Raw genomic sequence first — 17,775 nt, 5'->3', positions numbered from 1 at the left:
TGCGCTTCCATCCGTGCGACCTGTACCCCACGTCAACTCCTCGCGCGTCAGTGTGCGCCTCTTCCGGCGCACTTGAGGGACCTGACCATAGATCGGCCTGCCGGAGGCGGCCTCGACCGCGCCGTGCGCGTTTCCGGGCGATCCGTGCGGGTGCGGGCCGAGGGGGCCCCGTCCGGTCGCCCCCGGCCGCCCCATCCCGCCACCCCGCGAACACCCGCACGGTACGTTCACCCTTGCAAGGCTCACCCTGTGGGCAAAGGTGTACGCAGAGGAGACGAGACGACGTGAGCGGCACAGCGACGGACCCGTTCGGTACCGGCCGCCTCCGCCGGGGGGTGCTGGACGCCTGGACCGCGTCGGCGGCCCGGTTCAGGGAGGACGCCAACGCCGAGGAGGACCTGGCGCTCGGCGGCTACCGGGACCGTCTCGTCGTCGAGCTGGCGCAGAACGCGTCCGACGCGGCCGCGCGGGCGGGGGTGTCCGGCCGGCTGCGGCTGACGCTGCACCCGGCCGAGGGCGACGGTCCGGCCGTGCTCGCGGCGGCGAACACCGGGGCGGCCCTGGACCCGGTGGGCGTGGAGTCGCTGTCGACGCTGCGGGCGTCGGCCAAGCGGGAGGAGACGGACGCGGCGGGCCGCTTCGGCGTCGGCTTCGCGGCCGTCCTGGCCGTCAGCGACGAGCCCGCCGTCCTCAGCCGTTCGGGCGGTGTCCGCTGGTCGCTGGCCGAGGCGCGTGGGCTCGCGGAGCAGGCCGCGGCCGGCGCGCCCGCGCTCGGCGACGAGCTGCGCCGCCGCGAGGGCCACGTCCCGCTGCTCCGGCTGCCGCTGCCGGCCGAGGGCGCGGCCCCCGAGGGCTACGACACCGTGGTCGTGCTGCCGCTGCGCGACGGCGCCGCCCAGGACCTCGCCGAGCGGCTGCTCGCCGGCGTGGACGACGCGCTGCTGCTCGCCCTCCCCGGGCTGCGGGAGGTGGTCGTCGAGCTGCCCGGCGCGGCCCCCCGGACGCTGACGACACGTCAGGAGGCCGGGCACGTCATCGTCGAGGACAGCGCGGGGGAGACCACCCGCTGGCGCGTCGAGCGGGCCGGCGGGCGGGTGGACCCGGCGCTGCTCGCCGACCGCCCGATCGAGGAACGGCTGCGCCCGAACTGGGCGCTGACCTGGGCCGTCCCGGTGGGCGCGGACGGCGCGCCGGTCCGCCCCCGTACCGCGCCGGTGCTGCACGCGCCGACCCCGACGGACGAGCCGCTGGGCCTGCCCGCCCTGCTGATCGCCACGTTCCCGATGGACCCGACGCGCCGGCACGCCGCGCCCGGCCCGCTCACCGACTTCCTCGTGGGCCGCGCCGCCGAGGCGTACACGGCGCTGCTGCGCGACTGGCGGCCGGTGTCGGCCGGCATCCTCGACCTCGTCCCGTCGCCGCTGGCGCAGAGCCCGCTCGACGCGGAGCTGCGCAGCCTGGTGCTGGAGCGGCTGCCGAGGGTGGCGTTCCTGCCGAGCGCGTCCGCCGCCGTGCCGAACGCGCCCGAGGACGAGGAGGCGTACGCGCTGCGCCCCGACGAGGCCGAGGTCGTGGAGGGCGCGGGCGCGGGGACCGTCGCCGTGCTCGGCGAGCTGTTCCGCAGCCTGCTGCCGGCGGGGCTGGAGCGCCGCCACGAGCTGCGCGCGCTCGGTGTGGCGCGGGTGTCGCTGGGGGAGACGATCGACCGGCTCGCGGGCGTCGAGCGGACGGCGGAGTGGTGGTGGCGGCTGTACGACAGCCTCGCCGGGGTCGACCCCGACCGGCTGAGCGGCCTCCCCGTCCCCCTCGCCGACGGCAACCGCACCACGGTCGGCCCCCGCCAGGTGCTGCTGCCGCCCGCCGACGCCGAGGCGGCGTCCGGCGCGGAACGGCTGTCCCGCCTCGGCCTGAAGATCGCCCACCCGGCGGCGGCCCACCCGCTGCTGGAGAAGCTCGGCGCCACGCCGTCCTCGCCGCGCGCGGTGCTCACCACCCCGCAGGTGCGGGCCGCGGTGGCGCGCTCGCTCGACGCGGCGGAGGTCTGGGACGAGGACGCCCTCGACCCCGACGAGCTGGCCGACACCGTCCTCGCGCTCGTCCGCGACGCCAACCTCGCCCCCGGCGACGAGCCGTGGCTCGCCGCGCTCGCCCTCCCCGACGAGGACGGCGAACTCGCCCCCGCCGGCGAACTCGTCCTCCCGGGCAGCCCGTTCGAGAGTGTCATCCGCCCCGGCGAACTCGCCGCCTGCGACGCCGACCTCGCCGAGCGCTGGGGCGCCCAGCCGCTCACCGCCGTCGGCGTCCTCGCCGACTTCGCCCTCGTCCGGGCGACCGACGTCGTCCTCGACCCGGACGAACTGGAGCCGCGCGACGGCGACTTCCCCGAGCCCGACGACGCCGGGCTGCTCGACGCCGTCGACGTGTGGTGCGAGGACGTCCTCGACGGGCTCCCCGAGACGCCCGTGCCGCCCGTGGCCACGGAGCTCACCGCCGTCCGCGACCTCGACCTCGTCGACGACGACGCCTGGCCGCGGGCCCTCGCCATGCTGGCCAGGCCGCCGCTGCGGGACGCGCTCACCGCGCCCGTGCGCGTCCTGCTGCCGGACGGCACGACGGAGAGCGTCCGCCCGTACACCGCCTGGTGGCTGCGCGGCCACCCGGTCCTGGACGGCCGCCGCCCCGCCGGGCTGCGCGCGGCCGGCGGCGACCCGCTGCTGGAGGGGCTGTACGAGGAGGCGGACGCGTCCGGCTTCGCCGACGAGCAGGTGCTGCGCGCCCTCGGCGTCCGCACCACCGCCGCGGCCCTGCTCGACGAACCGGGCGGCGCCGCCGAGCTGCTGGCCCGCCTCGCCGACCCCGAGCGTCCGGTGCGCGCCGACCGCCTGCACGCCCTCTACGGCCTGCTGGCCGCGCTCGACCCGGAGGACGTGACCCTCCCCGACGAACTGCGGGCCGTCGTCGACGGCGAGGTGCGCGTCGTCGACGCGGCGGACGCGCTCGTCGCCGACGCCCCCGACCTCCTCCCGCTCGCCGCCGGACTGCCGCTGCTCCCCGTCCGCCCGGACCGCGCCGCGGACCTGGCCGAGCTGTTGCAGGTGCGACGGCTGAGCGAGGCGGTGCCCGCGGTGGTGGAGGCGAGCGCCGGGGAGACGCGCGAAGTCCCCGACGGCGTCCGCGTCCTGCTGCCGACCGCGCCGACGACGTACGTCGAGCACGAGGAACTGGTCGTCGACGGCGTGGAGTTGGACTGGCGGTACGGCCCGGACGGCGTCCTGCACGCCACCACCCTGGAGGGCGTGGCCGCCGGCCTCGCCTGGGCCGCCGGCCACTGGTCCCGCCGCTTCGAGGCCGCGGCGCTACTGGAGGACCCGTCGCGGACGGCCGAGCTGGCGCGGGACCGGTGGTTCGACTGAGGCCCGCGCTCGACGGCGGGACGTCGTTCAACGGCGGTACGTCGTTCAACGGTGGTACGTCGTTCAACGGCGGTACGACGAGGCGGCCTTGCCGCGGGTGAGGCCGCACGCGGTGGCGTGGCGGGGCGCGCTCTCTGGGCCCGCCCGCCCGGGTGGTGCGAATCCGGAGCACGGCGGGACGGGTGCGCCCCTCCGGCGCTACGCTGCCCGGTATCCGATCGGACGCACGGGGGTGCCGCATGCCGGAAATACTGCTGCCGAGGGAAGGCGACTGGCGCGTCTTCACGCCGGAGGCCCGGGAGGCCGCCGAACGCCGAGACCTGGGCGAGCTGCTCGAGGTGTACGCGCTGACGAACGGCGTGTCGCACAAAAGACCCAACCGGGTCTATGAGTTCGCGCGGGGCGTCGTCCGCCACAACCACGGGAAGCCGGCGCTGGCGTTCCATCTCGACGACATGACGGAGGTGGCCGCGAGGGTCACCCACCGCACGTACAACGGCCAGCACGACGCCATGTACTTCACCTTCACGGTCGCCTGCGCGAAGGGCGCTTCGCTGAAGCTCGACGCCTACTACAAGCGCGAGGGTGACCACGGGCACCGGTACTACGGGCTGGGCGAGGCGCTCCGCAAGCACGTCGCCGCCCGGCGGCTGCCGGCCGACCGGGAACGGCTCCGGCAGGGGCACGAGGTCTTCTTCGGGGACTTCGGCCTCGCCCCCGGCGGCCTGATCTGGAAGGGGAAGAAGCCGGTTCCGTGGGAGCGCGTCGGGCCGGCGCGGGTGAAGGAGGGCTGGGTGACGGTGGAACTGGCCGGCGGCTGGACCAGGAAGTGCACCCGGGAGATGGGGGACGTGCCGGACTACGAGGTGTTCCTGGCCCTCTTCGCCGAGCTGCGGGATCCGTTGCCGCGCATAGGCTGAGGGGGAGGAGGCGCGGTGGGGCGGGGGTGGGCCCCGGGCGGGTGCCTGACGGATTTTGACGGGTCCTGACGGGTCCTGATGGCCTTCGACGCCCGACGGGCATGGGCTGGCCCGACGGGCATGGGCTGGCCCGACGGGCATGGGCCGGTCCGACGGGCATGGGCCGGCCCGCCGGCAGGGAGATCCGGACGCGGGTCGCCGCCCGGCGTGGGCGTCGCGGGAAGGGCCCGGCGCGGAAGCACTCCGGTGCGGAGGGGTCCGCCCGGAAGAGCCCGGCCCGGCGGGCCCGCGCGCAGGGGCGCCGCCCCGGGAACCGCATCGCTCCCCCGCTCGTCTCCCCGCCCGACACAGCCGTCCCTAACGCCCCGTCAGGAGACACCACCCCCCATGCGCGCTCCCCGCCCCGCCCACCGCAGGCTCGCAGCCGCCGTCCTGGCCGCCGCCGCGACGTTCGGCGCCGCTCCCGCCGCCTCGGCGGCCTCCGCCGCCGGCCCGGCCCCTGCCGGCCGGACCGCCGCCGCGCCGGCCGTCGCCGAGGTCACGTACACGGCGAAGGAGCGCAAGGAGGCGCTCGCCTACTGGACGCCGGAGCGGATACGGAAGACCGGCCAGGCCGTGGACCTGGGGAAGACCGGCCCGCTGGCGAAGCCCTGGAAGGGCGTGCGGATGAAGACCGTCGGCCGGCTGTTCTTCGTCAACGCCAGTGGTGAGGACACCTGGTGCACCGCCACCGCCGTTCGCAGCGGCAACCGTTCCGTGGTGATGGCGGCCGCACACTGCGTCCGCCGCCCGGCCTCGCCCGTCAACACGTACACGGACCTCGTGTTCGTGCCGGGTTACGACAAGGGGAAGCGCCCGTACGGCGTCTTCCCGGTCTCCGGGACCGTGACGCCCGCCTCCTGGGCCAAGGACGCCGTCGGCGACGTTGCCGCGCTGACCGTCGACCCGGTCAAGGGGAAGAAACTGACGGACGCGGTCGGCGGCCAGTCGATCGCGTTCGACCGGAAGCCGGGCGTGAAGGTGACGTCCTTCGGCTACCCGGCGTCCCGCCCGCAGCGCGGCGAGGAGCTGCTGACCTGCGCGGGGACGACGAAGGCGGGGCCCGACGACGAGCTGGTCATGCCCTGCGACATGGCGGGCGGGTCGAGCGGCGGCCCCTGGCTGGCCGGTTTCGACGCCAAGTCCGGCCTGGGGACGCTGGTGTCGGTCAACAGCCACGGCGACTCCCCGGACGGCAGCCGGACGATGTCCGGCCCCCGCTTCGGTGCGGTCGCGAAGGCCGTCTACGAGCGGGCGCAGCGCCGCTGAGCCGCGCCGCGCGCGGGGCGTCGGTGGATCCGCCGACGGGACCCGGGCGCGCGCCGGACCGGGGCCGGCCGCGGGGCGCCCCCTGACCGCACGGTCCCGTCGGGGGGCGGGGGCGGCTGCCCGGCGGATCCGACGACGACGCGTCCTTCACCGCCTACGCGCTCCTCGCCGCCGTCCGCGCCGACCTCGTCGAGCACCTCGTCGGCGAGCGCGGCCAGGATCCGGAGCGGCTGCGCGCGGCGCTGGCCGCGCACGTGCGGCGGGTGCTCGGCGACTGAGGCGGCGTGGCTCCCGTCCTACGCTGGAAGTACCGATCCGGTCCGGGATCCGGGAGGCAGAGATGACCAGGAAAGTGGCGGACTGCCGCAAGTACCCCAGCGAGTCGCACTGCACGCTCACCATCTCCGGCGAGGAGGACGAGGTCCTGCGGGCCGCGGCCGAGCACGCCGTCTCCGTGCATCAGCACGAGGACACGCCGGAGCTGCGCGAGAAGCTGCGGGACTTCCTGGAGGACGAGCGGCCTCCATCCGGGTGAGTTCACTGCTGAAGGTGGTCGGCGGGCACCGCTTCCGGTCGCCCGCCGCGCTACCGCCGTTTCACGCCGGGAACCGCCGCCCCACCCACCGCCACGCCGCCTCCAGCACCGCCGCCGCCACCGCCGCGATCCCCACCGCCGCCCACGGCAGCGTCGTCCCCACCAGCTTCAGCGCGAAGAACCGCTGGAGCCACGGCACCCCCAGCACCACCAGGAAAGCCACCCCCATCGCCGCGACCAGCAGCACCCGCCACCACGTGTACGGCCGGGCGATGATCGCCAGCACCCACATCGAGATCAGGAACAGGGTGAGCGTCGCCGCGCTGGTCTCCGCGTCGAGCGCGCCGGCGCCCGAGTAGTGGTGGCGGGCCAGCAGGTAGGTGGCGAAGGTGGCGAGGCCCGCGATGAGCCCGGCCGGGACGGAGTACCGCATCACCCGCCGGACGAAGTTCGGCTTGGCGCGTTCCTTGTTGGGCGCCAGGGCCAGGAAGAAGGCGGGGACACCGATCGTCAGGGTGGACAGCAGCGTCAGGTGCCGGGGCAGGAAGGGGTACGGCACCCGGGTGCAGACGACGAGGATGGCCAGCAGCACCGAGTAGACGGTCTTGGTCAGGAAGAGCGTGGCCACCCGCGTGATGTTGCCGATGACCCTGCGCCCCTCGGCGACCACCGAGGGCAGCGAGGCGAAGCTGTTGTTGAGCAGCACGATCTGCGCGACGGCCCGCGTCGCCTCCGAACCGGCGCCCATGGCGACGCCGATGTCCGCGTCCTTCAGCGCCAGCACGTCGTTGACGCCGTCGCCGGTCATCGCGACCGTGTGCCCGCGCGCCTGGAGCGCGCCGACCATGTCCCGCTTCTGCCGCGGCGTGACGCGGCCGAAAACCGACCCCTCGTCGAGCGCCTTGCCCATGTCCTCGCGCCCGGAGGGCAGCTTGCGCGCGTCGACGGGCGACTCCGCGCGGGGCAGCCCGAGCTTGGCGGCGACCGCGCCGACGGACACCGCGTTGTCGCCGGAGATGACCTTGGCGGCGACCTTCTGTTCGTCGAAGTAGCGCAGGGTGTCGGCCGCGTCGGGCCGCAGCCGCTGTTCGAGGACGACGAGGGCGGCCGGGCTGACGTCCTCGGTGACGCGCGGGTCGTCCAGGGCGCGGCCGTCGGCGGCGCGGGCGAGCAGGAGGACGCGCATGCCCTGCGAGTTGAGCTCCTCGACCTCGCCGAGCGCCCGGTCGCCCTCCCGCAGGAGCACGTCGGGCGCACCGAGCAGCCAGGTGCCGGACTCGCCGTCGGGGGAGTGGAGTTCGGCGCCGCTGTACTTGCGGGCGGAGGAGAAGGGGAGCGCCTCGGCGCAGCGCCAGCCCTCGCCGTCGGGGTAGGCGTCGACGATCGCCTGGAGGCTGGCGTTGGGGCGCGGGTCGGAGTCGCCGAGGGCGCCGAGCACCTGGCGGACGTACGCCTCCTCCATGTCGGCGAGCAGCCGCAGGTCGGAGACGTCCATGCCGCCCTCGGTGAGGGTGCCGGTCTTGTCGAGGCAGACGACGTCCACGCGGGCCAGGCCCTCGATCGCGGGCAGCTCCTGGACCAGGCACTGCTTGTTGCCCAGCCGGATGACGCCGATCGCGAAGGCGACGGACGTCAGCAGCACCAGCCCCTCGGGGACCATCGGCACGATCCCGGCGATCATCCGCCGGACCGCCTCCCGCCAGTCGTGGTCCTGGACCACCAGCTGGCTGATGATCAGGCCGACGGCGGTGGGGATCATCATCCACGTCACGTACTTGAGGATCCGGCTGATGCCGGTGCGCAGTTCGGAGTGGACGAGGGTGAAGCGGGACGCCTCCTCGGCGAGCTGCGCCGCGTACGCCTCGCGGCCCACCTTGGTGGCGGCGAACGCGCCGCCGCCCGCGACCACGAACGAGCCCGACATGACCTGGTCGCCGGGCTTCTTCAGCACCGGGTCGGCCTCGCCGGTCAGCAACGACTCGTCGATCTCCAGGCCGTCGCTCTCCAGCACCTCGCCGTCGACGACGCACTTGTCGCCGGGGCCGAGTTCGATCACGTCGCCGAGGACGATCTCGCCGGTGGCGAGGGCGACGGGCTTGCCGTCGCGGCGGACGGTCGGCTTGGACTCGCCGATGACGGCGAGCGAGTCGAGGGTCTTCTTGGCGCGCAGCTCCTGGAGGATGCCGATCGCGGTGTTGGCGACGATGACGAAGCCGAAGAGGCCGTCCTGGAGCGGGCCGACCACCAGGATGATCAGGAAGAGGACGCCGATGATCGCGTTGAAGCGGGTGAAGACGTTGGCCCGGACGATCTCGCCCACGGACCGCGAGGAGCGCACCGGGACGTCGTTGACCTCGCCCCGGGAGACGCGCTCGGAGACCTCGGCGGCGGTCAGGCCGGGGTGCGCGGCCGGCTCGCGGTGCTGCGCGGCCGGCTCGGGGTGTCGGGACGACGAGCGGGCGGGAGCGTCGCGTGCGGCTCCGTCCGTGGCCCCGTCCGTGGCCCCTTCCGCGGCCTTGCCCGCGGTCTGCGCCGGATCGCTCATGCATCCGACGGTACGGGCGTTCAGCCCGTTTCACCTTCCGAAGGAACGCTTTCGGCCGTCTTGCGCCCGTTCTCCTTCGCCGCCGCGTGCCGCTTGATCGCGGCGTCCCGCTTCCTGACGTACCAGACGCCGACGAGCCCGAGCCCGCCGCCGGCCAGGCAGGTCCACAGCCACCACAGGTGGCCGCCGTCGGAGAGCCGGCCGTAGAAGGGCAGCTGGACGACGAAGAGGACGAACCACACGATCGTGCCGCCGGTGATGGTGGCGACGACATTGCCCTCGAGGGGCTCCGGCGCCTCGTGCCTGGGTGTCCACTTCGTCATGGCGGCCAGCCTAGTCCGTCCGGGCGCGGTGATCTTGGCCGGATCCCCGGCCCTATAGGGGTCTACGCGCGGAGATAGCAATTCACGGCTTGTTTATTCATACTGAAACGAGTCGGATCCGATCGGTTGCTTTCATATGAACGTACAAGCCGCGCTCCGATCCGGCCCCCTCACCACACCGCCCTGATAACCGCTCCGTGGGCCTCGGCCCCCGTCCCGTACGTCTGAGGTCCCGCATGCCCTCCTCGGCCACCGCACCGGTCGACGCCCAGCAACCGTCCCCGACGCCGACCGGCGGTCCGCTCGACCGCTGGTTCCGGATCACCGAGCGGGGCTCGTCCGTCGCCCGCGAACTGCGCGGCGGTCTCGCCACGTTCTTCGCGATGGCGTACATCATCATCCTGAACCCGATCATCCTCGGGGCCGGCCAGGACAAGTTCGGGCACCAGCTCGACAACGCCCAACTGGTCACGGCCACCGCTCTGATGGCCGGCCTCAGCACCGTCCTCATGGGCGCCATCGGCAACGTCCCCATCGCCTGCGCCGCCGGCCTCGGCATCAACGCCGTCGTCTCGCTCCAGCTGGCCCCCAAGATGAGCTGGCCGGACGCGATGGGCATGGTCGTCCTGGCCGGCCTCGTCCTGATGCTGCTGGTCGCCTCCGGCCTCCGCCAGCGGGTCATGGACGCCATCCCCAACGGCCTCCGCCGCGCGATCGCCATCGGCATCGGCCTGTTCATCTCGCTGATCGGCCTGGTCGACTCGGGCTTCGTCACCCGCAACCCGGACGCCGCCCACACCACCGTCCCGCTGGGCCTCGGTCAGGGCGGGCAGCTGCACGGCTGGCCGGTGCTGGTCTTCGCCGCGGGGCTGGCGCTGACCTTCATCCTGGTCGTCCGCAAGGCGCCCGGGGCGATCCTGATCGGCATCGTCGTGATGACCTTCGTGGCGATCCTGATCAACGAGCTGGCCGTGATCCCGGACGCCAACTGGGGCCTCAGCATCCCCCGCATCCCCGACAGCGTCGTCGCCACGCCCGACTTCGGCCTCGTCGGGAACATCAGCCTCTTCGGCGGCTTCCATGAAGTGGGCCTGCTCACCGGCTGCCTCTTCGTCTTCACCGTGCTGCTGTCCGGGTTCTTCGACGCGATGGGCACGATCATCGGCGTCGGCGAGGAGGCCGGGCTCACCGACGAGAACGGCCAGCTGCCCAACATGGGCAAGATCCTGATGGTGGACGGCGTCGCCGTCGCCGCCGGCGGCTTCGGCTCCGCCTCCGCCAACACCTGCTTCGTCGAGTCCACCGCCGGCGTCGGCGAGGGCGCCCGCACCGGCCTCGCCAACCTCATGACCGGCGGCCTCTTCCTGCTCGCCCTGATCTTCACCCCGCTGGCGACCGTCGTCCCCTCCCAGGCGGCGACCCCGGCCCTCCTCGTCGTCGGCTTCCTGATCATGGCGGCCAACGTCAGGGAGATCGACTGGAGCGACTTCACGATCGCGATCCCCGCGTTCCTGACGATCGTCTCCATGCCGTTCACCTACTCCATCACCAACGGCATCGGCATGGGCGTCCTCGCCTTCATCCTCCTCCGCGTCGCCGACCGCCGCGCCCGCGAGATCCCCTGGCTCCTCAACGTCGTCGGCGCCTGCTTCCTCGTCTACTTCCTCCTCGACCCGATCGAGCGCGCGCTGGGCGTGAAGTAGCCCCTCCCCGAACGCGGCCACGACGACGGCCGGGACAGCCGAACGACGGCTGCCCCGGCCGTCGTGCCGTCCGGCGTCAGACCGCCTCGACCGCGATGTGGGGCCGGCAGAGCCGACGCAGATCGTCGACGTCGCTGGTGATCACCGTGACGTTCCCGTGCTCCGCATGCGCGGTGGCCGCGAGCATCGCGTCGATGGCGTACTTGTGGCCGTGCAGACCCTCGGCCGTCAGCAGCTTTCCAGCCGCGCGGGCGATCTCCTCGGTGACGGGACGCACCTTGGTCAGGGATACCGCGTGGTCGAACGCGGCCTGTGGCGCTTTGGGGTCGCGCGCTTCGACGAGCGTCGCGGCACTGGTCACCACCACGAGGTCCAGCCTTCGGGCGACGTCCAGCCACATGGTCATCGTGCGGTGCCGGCGGCACAGCTTCGAGAGCGCTTCGCTGTCGAGGACCAGCGTGCCGCTCACGCGGCGTTCTCCGGGGCCGATCCGCTCCGGCGGGCAGCGTGGAAGGCGCGCAGACGCTCCACTCGGGCATCGACCTCGGCCTGGTCGACCGGTCCGTGCTCGGCTTCGGCGGACGCGATGAAGTCGTCGATCGCCTCCCGCTGGAGCTGCCGCTGAACAGCCTCCTCCACATATGCGGACACGCCTTGACGGCCTGCGCGGGCACGGATGGCTTCCAGGGTCTCGGTCTGCAGGGAGACGCTGGTGACGCTGGTCCTGCCACGGCGAGCTGGGGTCATGGACCGAGTGTAATAAGCCGTGTATGAAACTGCTAGGAACCACGGGGAACTGCTGCGAAGCGCTGGGGGTCGGCGAGTCGCGCAAGGCGTCAAGGGCGCGCACCCGTCGCCGTGCTCCCCTTCGCGGCCCGTCCCTGGGCCCCCGCTGCTCCCGTGCGCCCGTCCGTGCACACTTTCCTTAGGTGAAATAATGAGTTAATCTAATGAACATGCCGGACCTGTCCCGCACCTCTTCCCCCGAGGTCCCCGATCCCGCTCAGCAGCCCTCGGACGCCGCCGCCGTCAGTACCGGCACGGACCCCGACACGGACGCCGTCAACGCGTTGCGTTCGGGTGTCATGCGGCTGTCCCGGAGGCTCAAGCACCAGCGGGTCGACGAATCGCTCAGCCCGGCCGAGATGTCCGTCCTGGGCACCTTGGCCCGGTGCGGTTCGGCCACCCCGGGGGAGCTGGCCCGCAAGGAGCACGTCCAGCCGCCGTCGATGACCCGCATCGTCGCGCTGCTGGAGAGCAAGGAACTGGTCAGGCTGGAACCACACCCCGAGGACCGCCGGCAGAAGGTGGTCACACAGACCGAGCGGGCCGAGGCCATGCTCGAAGAGAGCCGGCGCAAGCGCAACGCCTGGCTGGCCGAACTGGCCGGGCGACTGGACGAGGACGAGTGGGCGACGCTGCGCGCCGCCGCACCGGTACTGGAGAAACTCGCGCACTTGTAGCCCGAGCAAAGGAGGCGAACCCACTTGAGTACGGGACCCGGAGCAGACTCCGCACCCGCACCGAACCGCCACGACGACGCACGCACCACCCCCCTGACCCGCAAGGGGGGCATGTTCAGCTCACTCAGGATCCGCAACTACCGGCTCTTCGCCGCCGGCCAGGTCGTGTCGAACACCGGCACCTGGATGCAGCGAATAGCCCAGGACTGGCTGGTCCTCGGCCTCACGGGTTCCTCCGCCGCGGTGGGCATCACCACCGCCCTGCAGTTCCTGCCGATGCTGTTCCTCGGCCTGTACGGCGGCGTCATCGCCGACCGGTGCCCCAAGCGCCTCCTGCTCCTCGTCACCCAGGCGGCGAGCGGACTGACGGGCCTCGCGCTCGCGGTCCTCACCCTTTCCGGCCACGTCCAGGTGTGGCACGTCTACCTCACCGCCCTGGCCCTCGGCCTCGTCACCGTCGTCGACAACCCCGCCCGGCAGGCGTTCGTCCACGAAATGGTCGGCCCCGCCGACCTCGGCAACGCCGTCAGCCTCAACTCCGCCAACTTCCAGACAGCCCGGCTCGTCGGCCCCGCCGTCGCCGGTGTCATGATCACCGCCGTCGGCAGCGGCGCCGCCTTCCTCTTCAACGGGCTCTCCTACATCGCCCCGATCGCCGGTCTGCTGATGATGCGCACCGGGGAACTGCACAAGGCCGAGACCGCCCCGCGCGGCAAGGGCCAGCTCAGGGAAGGGCTGCGGCACGTCAGGGAGCAGCCCGACCTGCTCTGGCCGATCATCCTCATCGGCTTCGTCGGCACCTTCGGCTACAACTTCCCCATCTGGCTCACGGCGTTCGTCAACGACGTCCACCACGCCGGCGCCGGCACCTACGGCCTGCTCAACACCCTGATGGCGGCCGGTTCGCTGGCCGGCGCGCTGCTCTCCGCCCGGCGCGGCAGCTCGCGGCGGCGCGTCATGGTCGGCGCGGCCCTCGCCTTCGGGTTGCTGGAGGTCGCCGCCGCGCTGTCGCCGACGTTCTGGCTGTTCGCCGTGCTCCTGGTGCCCATCGGGATGTTCGGCCTGACGATCAACGTCACCGCCAACTCCAGCGTGCAGCTGGCCGTCGCCCCCGCCATGCGTGGCCGGGTGCTCAGCCTCTACATGATGGTCTTCATGGGCGGCACCCCGATCGGCGCGCCCCTCGTCGGCTGGATCACCGACGCCTACGGCGCCCGCGTCGGCTTCGCGGCCGGCGGGGTGATCTCCGTCCTCGCGGCGGCCGGCATCGGCCTCGGCCTGGCCCGCGCCGCCGGGCTCCGGCTCCAGGTCGACCTGCGGCGCGGGCGGCAGCCCGTGCGCTTCGTGCCGCGCCGGCCGGCGGAGGAACGACCGGAGGCGGCCGCGCTGACGACCGTGGGGTGAGGCGGCGGGGCGTCCCGGGGCGGTGCCGCCCCGGGAGCCCTTCGACTTCACCCCAGCCGCCGCTCCAGCACCTGTCCCGGCCAGTCGCCCACGGTGAACGTCTCCGCGGGAACGAACCCCTGGCCGCGGTAGTACGCCACCAACGCGCCGTCCCCGCCCGCGTAGCAGTCCACCCGGAGCAGGTCCACGCCCTGCCGCCGCGCCTCCCGGGCGGCGTGCGCGAGGAGCGCCGCGCCGACGCCCCGGACCGCGCGGCGGCGGTCGGTGACGAGGAAGCGGACGAACACCTCCGGCTCACCGGCCGGTTCGACGTACGAGGAGGGGCGGGGCGACAGTGTCAGCGCGCCGACCGGTATCCCGTCCTCGTCCTCGGCGATCCAGACAGAGGTCGATTCCAGGTTCTCCCGGATCTTCTCGACGCTCGACGGCCGCGTCGAGAACGGTTCGGCGCCCCACTGGCCCGTACGGCCGTGTGCCGTCAGCCACTCGACGGCGCTGTCGAGCATCGCGAGGACCGCGGCGAGGTCCTCGACCCCGCCCCTCCTGACGGCCGGCCGGTCGTCTTCCCGCTTCGTGATCTCCATCCGCGCGACACTAGCCACCATGCGCCTCTTTGTCGCCGTCGTTCCCCCGCCCTCCGCCCTGTCCGAACTGGGCGAGGCGGCGGCCGAGTTGCACGCCCTCCCCGACAGTGCGCGGCTGCGCTGGTCCTCCCCCGCGACCTGGCACTTCACCCTCGCCTTCCTGGGCGAGACGGACGAGGCGGTGCTGCCGGACCTCACCGAACGCCTCGCCCGGGCCGCCCACCGGCACCCCGCCCACGAGCTCCGGCTCGCGGGCGGCGGGCGGTTCGGCGACCGCGTCCTCTGGGCCGGCGCGGACGGCGACGTCCCGACCCTCCGCGCCCTCGCCCGCTCCGCCGGCGCGGCGGCCCGGCGCGCGGGCGTGGCCGTGGACGAGTCCCGCCCCTTCCACGCCCACCTCACCCTCGCCCGCGCGGCGACCGGCCACGTCGCCCTCCGGCCGTACGCGGAGGCGCTCGCGGGCTTCCGAGGCTCGCCCTGGCCGGCCGAGCGGCTGGAGCTCGTCCGCAGCCGGCTGCCCGCGTCGGGGGTCCCGGGGGAGCGGCCTCGGTACGAGACGGTGCGGGCCTGGGGCCTTGGGGAGTGAGGGGGTTCGTTACCCTTCCTGGGTGGACCCGAAGACCAGGAACCGGATCATGACCGGGGCGCTTGCGCTGATGCTCGTCATTGTGGCTGTGGTGGCGGCTGTGCGCTGATCCGCCTGCGGCGGGCTGTTCCCCGGTCCCGCCCTTTCGCCGTTTCCTGGGGCTGCGCCCCAGACCCCGCTAGTCGCGGCTGCGCCGCTCGTCCTCTAGCGCCGGACGGGTTGGATGGTGCCTGAGGTGGCACGTTCAGCCCGTCCGGCGTTTGAGGACAACCGCGCGGAGCGCGGTTTCGGGGTCGGGGGCGGTAGCCCCAGGAATCGGCGAAGGGGCGGGACCGGGGCACCCCCCTACCAGGCGAAAGCCTCCGGCGTCTCCCCCGGCCCAGGGAAGATCTCGTCCAGAGAGGCCAGGAGCTCCTCCGGCAGCTCCAACTCCACCGCCTTGAGGGCGGAGCCCAACTGCTCCACCGTCCGAGGCCCGACGATCGGCCCGGTGACCCCCGGCTGGGCGAGCAGCCAGGCCAGAGCCACCTCCCCGGGCACGAGCCCATGCGCGTCGACGACGTCCTCGTACGCCTGGATCCGGTCCCGCACGGACGTGCTCGCGAGCGCCTCCGCCGTCCGTCCCGTCTCCGCCGCGCGCCGGATCGCGCCGCCGAGCAGGCCGCCGCCCAGGGGCGACCAGGGGATGATGCCGAGGCCGTAGGCCCGGGCCGCCGGGAGGACCTCCATCTCGGCCCGCCGCTCGACCAGGTTGTAGAGACACTGCTCGCTGACGAGCCCGTACGAGCCGATCCGGCGCGCGGTCTCGTTGGCCTGGGCGATGTGCCAGCCGGCGTGGTTGGACGAACCGGCGTAGAGGATCTTGCCCTGCTGGACCAGGACGTCGACCGCCTGCCAGATCTCCTCCCAGGGCGTCTCCCGGTCCACGTGGTGGAACTGGTAGAGGTCGATGTGGTCGGTGCGGAGCCGCCGGAGGCTGGCCTCCACCGACCGGCGGATGTTCAGCGCGGACAGCCGCGACCGGTTGGGCCACTCGCCCTCCGCCCCCGGTTCCGTCGCGCCGAACCCCTTGGTGGCCAGCACCACCTTGTCCCGGCGGCCGCCGCCCTTGGCGAACCAGTCGCCGATGATGATCTCCGTCCGGCCGCGGTCCTCGCGGGCACCGTAGGTGTTGGCCGTGTCGAAGAAGTTGACGCCCGCGGTGAGGGCGGCGTCCATGATCGCGTGGCTGTCGGCCTCGTCGGTCCGCGGTCCGAAGTTCATCGTCCCGAGAACGATCCGGCTGACGCTGAGTCCCGTGCGCCCGAGCTGCGTGTACTCCATGTGCCCAGCCAACGCCCTGCGGAGGGCCGGAATCAAGGGTGACCCTTTCGAGGGCGCGGCGGGCGGCCTTGCCGTCTCCGCGCCGGGGCGCGCCACGTGGGCCGGGGCGCGGACGAGTACGTAGGTGGTACCGGCACGTATGCGGAATCAGGACGCATCGGGGTGGAACCGGCATCCCGCCTGGGTAGCCGGTAACCCAGAGGCCGGCGCCGAGAAGAGAACGCCCGCGGAAAGGATCCCGTGGCCGCACTGGACAGGATCACCCAGTACGTCGCCCTGGTCATCGCCGTGTACACGGTCGCGTACGCCATCCCGCTCCTCCTCCGGGGCATCGCCCACGCCCGCCGCGCCGACGGCTCCCTGCGCGGTCAGCTGGGGGCGGCGCACGAGCGGCCCGCCCCGCTCCCCGCCGGCTGGAGCGTCTTCGTCCTCGTCCCGTGCCTGAACGAGGAACGCGTCGTCGGCAACACCCTGCGGTGCCTGCTCGACGGGCAGCCGGGCGTGCGCGCCGTCGTCGTCGACGACGGCAGCGACGACGCCACGTCCCGCATCGCGGCCGCCGTCGGCGACGACCGCGTGACCCTCCTCCGCAGGACGCCGCCGGCCGCGCGGCAGGGCAAGGGCGCGGCCCTCAACGCCGGTCTGCGGGCGGTACGCGAGCGGGCGGGGAAGGAGGGCCTCGACGCGTCGCGGGTCCTGGTGTGCGTGCTGGACGCCGACGGCCGGATGACGCCGGGCGCCGCGAGCCGGGTGGCGCGGCTGTTCGCGGAACCGGGCGTGGGCGCGGTCCAGTTGGCGGTGCGCGTCCGCGGCAGGCACCGCCTGCTGCTGCGGTTGCAGGACCTGGAGTTCTGGGCCCTGAGCGCGCTGACCCAGTTCGGCCGCGTCTCCACCGGCTCGGTGAGCATGGGCGGCAACGGCCAGTTCAGCAGGCTGTCCGCGCTCGACGGCGTCGGGACCCGCCCCTGGTCGGACTCCCTGACCGAGGACCTCGACCTGGGCATCAGCCTCGCCGTCCGGGGCTGGACGGTCACCTCCACCACCACGGCGTACGTCTCCCAGCAGGGGCTGACCAGCCCGCGCCGGCTGCTCCGCCAGCGCACGCGCTGGTTCCACGGTCACATGAGCGCCATCACGCGTCTGCCGGAACTCTGGGCACGCCCCGCCTCCGGCTTCCTCGGCCGCGCCGAGCTCACCGGCTACCTGCTCGGCCCGTACGTCGCCACGCTGCCCGCCTCGGTCGTCCAGCCCTACGCGCTCTTCCGCGCGCTGTGCGGCCACGGCGCCGGCCTGCCCGTCCTCGTGTCCGGCCCGGTGTGGGCGAACGTCCTGGCCTGGCAGTCACTCCCGTTCGCCGCCTACCTGGCGACGGCGCTGCTCTACTGGCGCCGGACGGACGACCTGCCGCTCTGGAAGGCGGTCTGCTGGTCTCCCGTCGTCGTGGTGAGCCTGTACCTGAGCTTCGCGGCCGGCTGGCGCGCCCTGTGGCAGATCGCCACCCGGCGCGGGCACTGGACCAAGACCGAACGCGCGGTGGAGGCGCCTGTCGCGGGCGGGCCGCCCGCTCCCGGAGAACGGGCGGCCGAGGGCGCTCGGGCCGCGGAGTACGGGTAGGGGGACGTACGGGGCTGCGGGACGTACGGGGGCAGTGGGACGTACGGGGGCAGC

At 73.6% G+C, this 17,775-nt stretch carries 15 protein-coding genes; 9 read left to right on the top strand and 6 right to left on the bottom strand.

The features are described 5' to 3' along the window. Nucleotides 1-284: 284 nt before the first annotated feature. The 4 genes from JNW98_RS12405 to JNW98_RS12385 all read left to right on the top strand — a co-directional run bounded on the left by JNW98_RS12405 (nucleotide 285) and on the right by JNW98_RS12385 (nucleotide 6,176). Nucleotides 285-3,413, top strand: a complete 3,129-nt coding sequence (locus tag JNW98_RS12405) for a sacsin N-terminal ATP-binding-like domain-containing protein (protein WP_223768218.1) — start codon at nucleotides 285-287, stop codon at nucleotides 3,411-3,413. 239 nt (nucleotides 3,414-3,652) lie between these two features. Next, complete coding sequence (locus tag JNW98_RS12400) at nucleotides 3,653-4,333, top strand: DUF6585 family protein (protein WP_223768217.1); 681 nt, start codon at nucleotides 3,653-3,655, stop codon at nucleotides 4,331-4,333. A 387-nt stretch (nucleotides 4,334-4,720) separates the two neighbouring features. After that, nucleotides 4,721-5,641, top strand: a complete 921-nt coding sequence (locus tag JNW98_RS12395) for a trypsin-like serine peptidase (protein WP_223768216.1) — start codon at nucleotides 4,721-4,723, stop codon at nucleotides 5,639-5,641. 340 nt (nucleotides 5,642-5,981) lie between these two features. Further along, on the top strand, nucleotides 5,982-6,176 hold the full coding sequence (locus JNW98_RS12385; protein WP_223768215.1) for a DUF1059 domain-containing protein: 195 nt from the start codon (nucleotides 5,982-5,984) through the stop codon (nucleotides 6,174-6,176). 61 nt (nucleotides 6,177-6,237) lie between these two features. Here the strand turns inward: JNW98_RS12385 and JNW98_RS12380 are convergent, their stop codons facing one another. Continuing rightward, the gene (locus JNW98_RS12380; RefSeq protein WP_223768214.1) at nucleotides 6,238-8,721 is read right to left on the bottom strand and encodes an HAD-IC family P-type ATPase; all 2,484 of its coding nucleotides are present in this window, start codon (nucleotides 8,719-8,721) and stop codon (nucleotides 6,238-6,240) included. Nucleotides 8,722-8,741: 20 nt separating this feature from the next. Beyond that, nucleotides 8,742-9,044, bottom strand: coding sequence for a DUF2530 domain-containing protein (locus JNW98_RS12375; RefSeq protein ID WP_223768213.1), 303 nt, complete (start codon nucleotides 9,042-9,044; stop codon nucleotides 8,742-8,744). Nucleotides 9,045-9,280: 236 nt separating this feature from the next. Between JNW98_RS12375 and JNW98_RS12370 the strand changes: the two genes are divergently transcribed. After that, nucleotides 9,281-10,747 carry an NCS2 family permease gene (locus JNW98_RS12370; RefSeq protein ID WP_223768212.1) on the top strand — a complete coding sequence of 489 codons (1,467 nt, stop codon included), beginning with the start codon at nucleotides 9,281-9,283 and terminating at the stop codon, nucleotides 10,745-10,747. 76 nt (nucleotides 10,748-10,823) lie between these two features. Here JNW98_RS12370 and JNW98_RS12365 read toward each other — a convergent pair whose 3' ends face one another. Both JNW98_RS12365 and JNW98_RS12360 read right to left on the bottom strand, forming a co-directional pair. Further along, nucleotides 10,824-11,216: a type II toxin-antitoxin system VapC family toxin gene (locus JNW98_RS12365; RefSeq protein WP_223768211.1), complete on the bottom strand. Its 393-nt coding sequence runs from the start codon at nucleotides 11,214-11,216 to the stop codon at nucleotides 10,824-10,826. Continuing rightward, on the bottom strand, nucleotides 11,213-11,494 hold the full coding sequence (locus tag JNW98_RS12360; RefSeq protein WP_223768210.1) for a hypothetical protein: 282 nt from the start codon (nucleotides 11,492-11,494) through the stop codon (nucleotides 11,213-11,215). The genes JNW98_RS12365 and JNW98_RS12360 overlap by 4 nt, the downstream gene beginning before the upstream one ends. 209 nt (nucleotides 11,495-11,703) lie before the next feature. Here JNW98_RS12360 and JNW98_RS12355 point away from each other — a divergent pair, with 209 nt between their 5' ends. Beyond that, nucleotides 11,704-12,210: a MarR family winged helix-turn-helix transcriptional regulator gene (locus tag JNW98_RS12355; protein ID WP_372459224.1), complete on the top strand. Its 507-nt coding sequence runs from the start codon at nucleotides 11,704-11,706 to the stop codon at nucleotides 12,208-12,210. A 24-nt stretch (nucleotides 12,211-12,234) separates the two neighbouring features. Further along, nucleotides 12,235-13,614, top strand: a complete 1,380-nt coding sequence (locus JNW98_RS12350) for an MFS transporter (RefSeq protein ID WP_223768209.1) — start codon at nucleotides 12,235-12,237, stop codon at nucleotides 13,612-13,614. A gap of 47 nt (nucleotides 13,615-13,661) precedes the next feature. Here the strand turns inward: JNW98_RS12350 and JNW98_RS12345 are convergent, their stop codons facing one another. Next, nucleotides 13,662-14,198, bottom strand: a complete 537-nt coding sequence (locus JNW98_RS12345) for a GNAT family N-acetyltransferase (protein WP_223768208.1) — start codon at nucleotides 14,196-14,198, stop codon at nucleotides 13,662-13,664. Nucleotides 14,199-14,217: 19 nt separating this feature from the next. On the opposite strand from JNW98_RS12345, the gene thpR reads away from it, so the two are divergent. Next, complete coding sequence (gene thpR, locus JNW98_RS12340) at nucleotides 14,218-14,784, top strand: RNA 2',3'-cyclic phosphodiesterase (RefSeq protein WP_223768207.1); 567 nt, start codon at nucleotides 14,218-14,220, stop codon at nucleotides 14,782-14,784. 345 nt (nucleotides 14,785-15,129) lie between these two features. Here the strand turns inward: thpR and JNW98_RS12335 are convergent, their stop codons facing one another. Beyond that, nucleotides 15,130-16,107: an aldo/keto reductase gene (locus tag JNW98_RS12335; RefSeq protein WP_223768206.1), complete on the bottom strand. Its 978-nt coding sequence runs from the start codon at nucleotides 16,105-16,107 to the stop codon at nucleotides 15,130-15,132. A 240-nt stretch (nucleotides 16,108-16,347) separates the two neighbouring features. On the opposite strand from JNW98_RS12335, the gene JNW98_RS12330 reads away from it, so the two are divergent. After that, nucleotides 16,348-17,721 carry a glycosyltransferase family 2 protein gene (locus tag JNW98_RS12330; protein ID WP_223768205.1) on the top strand — a complete coding sequence of 458 codons (1,374 nt, stop codon included), beginning with the start codon at nucleotides 16,348-16,350 and terminating at the stop codon, nucleotides 17,719-17,721. The last annotated feature ends 54 nt before the right edge of the window (nucleotides 17,722-17,775 follow it).

This window comes from Streptomyces huiliensis (genome assembly GCF_020037025.1).
Lineage (GTDB): Bacteria > Actinomycetota > Actinomycetes > Streptomycetales > Streptomycetaceae > Streptomyces > Streptomyces huiliensis.
The sequence above is the reverse complement of the archived record's forward strand: the minus strand, read 5'-3'. Positions and strand labels throughout refer to the sequence as shown.

Excerpts from the sequence above, each read along its gene's own strand:
- JNW98_RS12345 (WP_223768208.1), bottom strand. The coding sequence starts at position 14,198 with ATGGAGATCACGAAGCGGGAAGACGACCGGCCGGCCGTCAGGAGGGGC.
- JNW98_RS12370 (WP_223768212.1), top strand. The coding sequence starts at position 9,281 with ATGCCCTCCTCGGCCACCGCACCGGTCGACGCCCAGCAACCGTCCCCG.
- JNW98_RS12335 (WP_223768206.1), bottom strand. The coding sequence starts at position 16,107 with ATGGAGTACACGCAGCTCGGGCGCACGGGACTCAGCGTCAGCCGGATC.
- JNW98_RS12400 (WP_223768217.1), top strand. The coding sequence starts at position 3,653 with ATGCCGGAAATACTGCTGCCGAGGGAAGGCGACTGGCGCGTCTTCACG.
- JNW98_RS12385 (WP_223768215.1), top strand. The coding sequence starts at position 5,982 with ATGACCAGGAAAGTGGCGGACTGCCGCAAGTACCCCAGCGAGTCGCAC.
- thpR (WP_223768207.1), top strand. The coding sequence starts at position 14,218 with ATGCGCCTCTTTGTCGCCGTCGTTCCCCCGCCCTCCGCCCTGTCCGAA.
- JNW98_RS12375 (WP_223768213.1), bottom strand. The coding sequence starts at position 9,044 with ATGACGAAGTGGACACCCAGGCACGAGGCGCCGGAGCCCCTCGAGGGC.
- JNW98_RS12395 (WP_223768216.1), top strand. The coding sequence starts at position 4,721 with ATGCGCGCTCCCCGCCCCGCCCACCGCAGGCTCGCAGCCGCCGTCCTG.
- JNW98_RS12380 (WP_223768214.1), bottom strand. The coding sequence starts at position 8,721 with ATGAGCGATCCGGCGCAGACCGCGGGCAAGGCCGCGGAAGGGGCCACG.
- JNW98_RS12355 (WP_372459224.1), top strand. The coding sequence starts at position 11,704 with ATGCCGGACCTGTCCCGCACCTCTTCCCCCGAGGTCCCCGATCCCGCT.
- JNW98_RS12360 (WP_223768210.1), bottom strand. The coding sequence starts at position 11,494 with ATGACCCCAGCTCGCCGTGGCAGGACCAGCGTCACCAGCGTCTCCCTG.